The sequence below is a fragment of the Barnesiella sp. B2-R-119 genome (assembly GCF_023656675.1).
Lineage (GTDB): Bacteria > Bacteroidota > Bacteroidia > Bacteroidales > Barnesiellaceae > Barnesiella > Barnesiella intestinihominis.
The window spans coordinates 218,264-224,567 of sequence record NZ_JAMOKL010000005.1; the positions used below are offsets into that span (position 1 = coordinate 218,264).

At 44.5% G+C, this 6,304-nt stretch carries 3 protein-coding genes; all 3 read right to left on the reverse strand.

All coding sequences use genetic code 11. From position 1 onward, the window contains the following. Positions 1-5: 5 nt before the first annotated feature. From NBH06_RS11130 to NBH06_RS11140, 3 genes are read right to left on the reverse strand one after another with little or no spacing between them, the layout of a single operon-like run. Entirely contained in the window at positions 6-836 is an 831-nt protein-coding gene (locus tag NBH06_RS11130) for a hypothetical protein (RefSeq protein ID WP_008861335.1), read from the reverse strand. 43 nt (positions 837-879) lie between these two features. Continuing rightward, positions 880-2,553, reverse strand: a complete 1,674-nt coding sequence (locus tag NBH06_RS11135; RefSeq protein WP_195492737.1) for a SusD/RagB family nutrient-binding outer membrane lipoprotein — start codon at positions 2,551-2,553, stop codon at positions 880-882. Between the two features lie 12 nt (positions 2,554-2,565). Beyond that, on the reverse strand, positions 2,566-5,640 hold the full coding sequence (locus NBH06_RS11140; protein WP_250794352.1) for a SusC/RagA family TonB-linked outer membrane protein: 3,075 nt from the start codon (positions 5,638-5,640) through the stop codon (positions 2,566-2,568). Between the last annotated feature and the right edge of the window lie 664 nt (positions 5,641-6,304).

Below are 6,304 nucleotides of genomic sequence, written 5' to 3' on the forward strand. Positions count from 1 at the left end.
TTCTATTAGTTGACAGTAATATTTTTAATATCGGTATTGCTTATCACACCGTTGGAGTCGCTTACTTGGAATTTGGCGCTCAACGTATAGGTGCAATTGTAGTTTACTCCGTATTCTTTGCCGTCGAAGATGAGTTCGGGCGTGGTTAGAGCTGCAACGATGCCATCGAGCCGGGCTTTATTTTCGTCGGTGATTTCATATACTTCTTCGTTGGCTTCGTTGGTCGTTTTCGTGAAGAGAGCCTCATATTCCTCTTCGGTCATTTTCATGAATCCATCGACAACGATTTTTTTCATGTTCCCGTGGTAATCGGTCTCTATTTGAGTGGTTAGAGCCTCCCGGAAGTTGGTCTCGTAATCGCCGGGATAATAGGTCTTGAATAAAGTTTCGGTAAAATCGGAACTTCCTACACTGGCCCATGTCACGCTAGCCCATGAAGAGGAGACCGGGAAAGTGGCGTCGAGAATGTAGGACGACTTGGCATCGTCCCACGACACGGTTTGAGGATCGAACTCTTTCACCAAATGCGAGGCGACTACTTCGTCGGTCTCGCTTTCGGTATAGGTGTAACTGATGTATGGGCATGTAACGGCACGATTGATCGTACTGCTCACTCCATACCAAACTTGGGCTTTCTCTATCGTACTGCCGTCGGCATAATAGTAAACTCTGAAATCGAGGTCGCTACCGGCGTTCACGGCATCTTTCAGCTCCCAATAAACGTATGCGGTTTGTTGTCCCAAGTCTGCCCAATCGTTTACAGGGTCGTTGATTTCGCAACCCGATAATCCGGCGATTGCCAGCAGAAGAGACGCTATTTTTACTTTGTTTTTCATATCGAGTGTTATTATTTGTTGTAATACTTCGATTCTTTTCTATTTATTGCCAGATCATAGGTTTGCGCAACCATTGATAGTTTTTGTATGCGCCCAGTCTTTCCAATTCGGCTTTGTTGTATTTTTCTTCTGTTTCGGGGTCGTAGTTGATACGGTTGATCCATGCTTTGGGATCGTCTCCCCAATGAGCTTCATAAATATTATTGGGCCGTTTTAATCCGGGATATACATAGGTGTTGTCATATTGTATTCCGTTCTCCTCGCAACTGTAATTGTAGCGACGCATATCGGTCCATTGTTCGGGTTGCAGATAGAGGCAAACATATTTCTGACGCATGATGTGCCCGATGTTGAATCCGTCGGCAGGGAAGTAGGTAGTTACGTAGTTTCCTGTTCCGGTTTCATTTCCCAGATAGTTATTGCGATAGCGGGTATAACTGCTTCCATAAATCGAGGAAAGATTGAATCGGTCGAAATTAATTTCGGCAGCTTGCATGGTCAATGAACGGGCCGTCGGCTTGTCGCCGCTCCAATAAGTAGCTTCGGCTTTGATAAGCAGGAGTTCTTCTTCGAGGAAGAGGGGAACATAACCTGTGTTTTGCGTATAGACCGAAACTTTCTTGCCGTCGACTTCGGGGAACAAGGTGGGGTAGTTATCCACTTTGTAGGAAACGTCCATACCGATATTGGTATCGAGATAACGCATTTCAGTACCGGAATCGCTTGTTCCCGAGGGTCCCGGCCGTGCACTCATGAAAGCGAGGATACGAGGATCTTCCGCCCAGCCTTTCAGGTTGTTATGCGATTCGAATACGCCCAATATATTTTCCATGAAATATTTGGTAGGAACAGCCGAATTCAACATGTTGCCACGTCCTTCCCAGCCGAGACCTCCTTGTTCGGTCGATCCGAAGGCTTCGCCCCACGGAGAATTTTGGGCTCCGTTACCGCCGTCGAAACGATAAAGTACATCTTCCCAACCTTCGAGTGCCCGGTTGACAGCTGTAATGATGGCTTGGCATGTCGCCGCATTGTTTTCCCAATTCGGCAATTTGCGAAGCAATAACCGGGCTTTTAAGGCGTAGGTATAGTGTTTCCATTTATTTAGATCTCCGGCGAAGACACGGTCGATCGATTGATCGATAGGTATATTGGTCGCGGCTTCGGTATAAGTGGGATCTTCATACATGCCTATCAGCTCTTCTATTTCTTGATTCATCCACTCGTAGATGCTTTCTTGCGTATCGTAGTGCGGACTGTTCGATTCATAGGCTTCCGAACGAGGCATGTCTCCGAACAGGTCGGTTGTCATTTGGGTGGACATTAACCGAAGGGTACGGCCGATGAGTTCCAGATTCCACGCTTGTGCTTCGTGAGCCTCGTCGATGATTTCTTTGGCATTGACACCGATATCGTAGAAGTGGCGACGCCATTGCGGGTGACGGTTCATCGTCAGGAAATCGCCCCAGCCGGATTTGTAAGCGAAACTCGACGTTTGGTTACGTCCGCCGGTAGTCAATGTTTGGGTCAGATAAGCGCCGTATTCGGCATGGTCGAATTGAAGTTGAGCCGAGTAGAACAGCACGACAGGCAATACCTGTTGGGGCAGAACTTCATGAGCGGCATCTTCGTTGACGTTGTCGTACAACCAGTCTTCGCAACTTGCGCCCATGAAACTGATTAACAACGATAATATGATAGCTTTATATTTATTCATGGTTCCTTGATGTTAGAATGTTGCGTTTATAGTGAAATTGAAACTGCGGGTGGCCGGGATAGACATATTGTCGATACCCATCGTTCCTGTACCGTAGGCTGCCGAAGTTGAAATTTGCGGATCAGAACCCGAATATTTGGTCAACAGGAAGAGATTGCGGCCTGTAATGGAAGCTCTCAATCCTTTAATGTAGGGATTCCCTTTTTTCAAGAACCGTGTGAAATCATATCCTACGGTGACGTAACTCAGTCGGAGATAAGAACCGTCTTCGATAAAATTGGAGCTTACGCCATAGAAATAGGTATTCAGGTTGGTCTGATTCAAAATGATAGGCTTGTTGTTTTGTACATAAGTTCCGTCGGGTTGTGCGACTACACCTTTTACGACTACTTCGCGGTTACGGTAGTTCTCCAACGATTTGTGCATACCGTTGGTAAAAAGCGAGCGTGCGGTTCCGTTATATACGTCTCCTCCTACACGTCCGTCCAGCAAGAACGATACAGTCAAGTCTTTCCATCGGAACGTGCTGCTCAATCCCATCAGGAAGTCGGGCTCGCGGTTACCGATATATACGCTCTTGGCCGGGTTGATAATGGGATATCCGTCCTCGTCGATAAGTATTTGTCCGTCGGGAGCACGCATATAGTCCTTGCCTGAAATACCCGTCGTCGAACCGTTTAGATAGGCGGTAGTATAGATATCGCTGAACTGAGTCCCTTGAATTTCGCTCACGTCTTCGGGTAACGATTTTACGACACCCCGATTCAACCCGAAGTTGAGGTTGGCGGTCCATTCGAAATCTTTACTGCGAAGAATGTCTTGGCTTAACGTAGCTTCCACACCGTGATTCTCGATACTACCTTCGTTGCGGACTTGTAGAATAGTTCCCGATGAAGGCGAAACTCTCACGGTTACGATTTGGTTGTTTACCGTAGTCGAGTAGTAGGCTACATCTAAACGGGTGCGGCTGTCGAAGAATCTTAAATCGGCTCCGATTTCCCACGACTTTGTCATTTCGGGTTCCAGCGTAATCGCGTAAGAAGCTGTTGGGTCGACACTATATCCTCCGTCGGGGAATGTAGAGGCTTCCCGATAGGCTTTGGTAAATTTGTTGGGAGTAGCATCTTTCCCGACTTGTGCCCAGTTTCCGCGTATTTTACCATAGCTGAACCAATCGTTACTGATGTGGAACAATTCGCTGAAAATTAAACCTGCCGTTACCGAAGGATAGAAGTAGGAAGATTTTTCGGCTTGTTTCAAGGTAGAGGAACCGTCGTAGCGGGCTGTTCCGCTTAATTGGGCGATTCCTTTATAGTCGAATCGCAATTCTCCGAAATACCCATATTTGTTTTTCTTGGAGCGGAAGTAGGAAATGGGATAGTCGCCCGTTTTCAGCCAGTTTTCGGTATTCGTATTGTTGAAACTGTAATAGTCTCCTTCCAATACGAACTCCTGTCCCGCCATAGTGGCTTCATAGCTTTTGTTGATCATGATTTCGGCTCCGGCCAACAGATTCATGCTGAAATCTTTGAACAAATCTACTTTGTATGTGGCCAATCCCTGTACCGTGAGTAGTTCGCTGCGGCTGGGTTCGAATTTATAAGAACCGAATTTGTAGAGATATTTGGAAATAACGCTCTCGTCCAGTTCGTCTTTATCGAAACGTGGTTTGGCGTAAGCGTCGGAAGTTGTGTATCCTTTGTCGTATGCGATTTTACCGGTGAAGGTCAAATCCTTTATGGGAGTCCATTCGATCGATCCGTTTAAGATGGTACGTGAAGATTGTGTCTCCCCTCCGTCTTCGTAACGTCCCCAATAAGGGCTTACTCCGGCTGCAATTTTATCGGCGTCTGTAAGGGCATTCCAATTGTCGTAACGACCACCGTCTTCTATGCTGTAAACCGGTTTTCCCAATGGCGTTTTGTACACACGCATATCGTTGTTGATAGGCCAAGTGTAGATAGAACTCATGCTATTGCCGAATGAACGGGATTTCGTATCGATATAATTTAATGATGCATTGATTTTTACCCATTTCGAAGGGGTGAAAGTTGCTTTTAACAAAGCACCCATGCGATTCTTGTAATCTTCGGGGACAACACCGTCGGTAGAAGTGTAGTTGAACGATGCATAAGCTGTGAATTTGTCTGTTCCTCCCGAAGCGTTCACATCGTATTTTTGATATAATCCCGTTCCCAAGAAATTCCCGACGTTATCGTAGGTTCTTTCTCCTTCTTTCAGAAGAGGACCCCAACCTCCGCTTACGGAGTTTTCTTTATAGAAACCGAGATTTCCCGGAGCATATTTCTGTTGAATTTTAGGGATTCTTACGCTGTTGTCGATTTGTACGCTGGCACTACCGTTCACGACGATCTGTCCGGTTTTACCGCTTTTCGTGGTGATTAGGATTACACCGTTGGCTGCTTCCGAGCCGTACAATGCCGATGCAGCAGCACCTTTCAATACGGTCATGTTTTCGATGTCGTTCGGGTTGATGTCACCGGCCGACGAACCGCCTCCACGCATAGGCATTCCATCGATAATAAACAAGGGCTCGTTATTTTGTCCTGAGTTGATGGACGAAATCGCACGAATGATGATTTGGGAACTGGAATTGGGTGAACCTCCACTCCCTGATACTTGCACACCGGCAATTTTCCCTTGTAAAGAATTTACGAAGTTTGCCGATTGTCCAGCAGTAACTTCGTCGGCATTTAGGCTCTGGACGGCGAAGTTCAGTTTTTTCTTTTCTTCCCGAATACCCATCGCTGTTACGACAACCTCGTCTAATTGTGTCGATGACGAGGTTAAAGTTACATTGATGACAGATTGATTTCCAACCTGCACCGTTTTCGGTTGCATACCCACGTAACTGAATGTTAGGCTTGCGTTTTCATTGACTTTAATAGAATATTTCCCATCTAAGTCGGTCGTCGCTCCTTGTGAGGTGCCTTTGACATGGACCGATGCCCCGATAACGGGCAGTCCGTCTTCGGCAGATACAACGGTCCCCGTTACGGTGCGTTGTTGAGCGAAACCTACTATAGCAAATAAGGAAAATAACAGAAGTAGCACCTGTCTTCTCATAATACTGCTTGTTTGTTAATAATCAAGGTTAGTAAATACTCGTTTATAATTTGTTTGAATTAATCATGGTTGATTCTTGTTTTTCGTGGTTTAAATCAACGTTTAAAACTGCTGTTAAAAGCCTGTGTTATATTTTATTATTTTAAATGTTTGTGTTTTATTTTTTATCTTTTACTTGTACAAATATAGCGTTCTATTTTTAAATCGAAAACTAATTCTCTCACTTTTTTTCGCTTTTGACTTATTTTTTAGAATTAGAGCCATATTTTCACAATTATAAACTATCTCGGTAAAAATTAGATTTTAGGGAGCTTGCTTTCTAAAAATATATTCTCGATACATAATATCCTCCGTCCAAAAATCGAAAGACCGAAAAGGAATCACATTTTTTCTATATAAATACGGTACAAAAAATAAGTCATGCGGGAATTTCATATTCTTGGATAATGAGCCATAACCTCCTATTCCCTTTTCGAAAGAATTCTTAATAAAACTTTATTAGGCTATACTATCACCGAAACGATTAAAAGTCGAATAAAATGTTGGTTTTTTCGGGGGGACTTTTTAAGTTTGATAAAGATTTAAAACCTTATAGATATCTAAGAGATTTTTCTCTTTCGAAGCCTTTCGATAGATAAAAAATGTTGTCGTTTTTCATAATGAG

Coding starts and splice junctions, on each gene's coding strand:
- NBH06_RS11135 (WP_195492737.1), bottom strand. CDS start 2,553: ATGAATAAATATAAAGCTATCATATTATCGTTGTTAATCAGTTTCATG.
- NBH06_RS11140 (WP_250794352.1), bottom strand. CDS start 5,640: ATGAGAAGACAGGTGCTACTTCTGTTATTTTCCTTATTTGCTATAGTA.
- NBH06_RS11130 (WP_008861335.1), bottom strand. CDS start 836: ATGAAAAACAAAGTAAAAATAGCGTCTCTTCTGCTGGCAATCGCCGGA.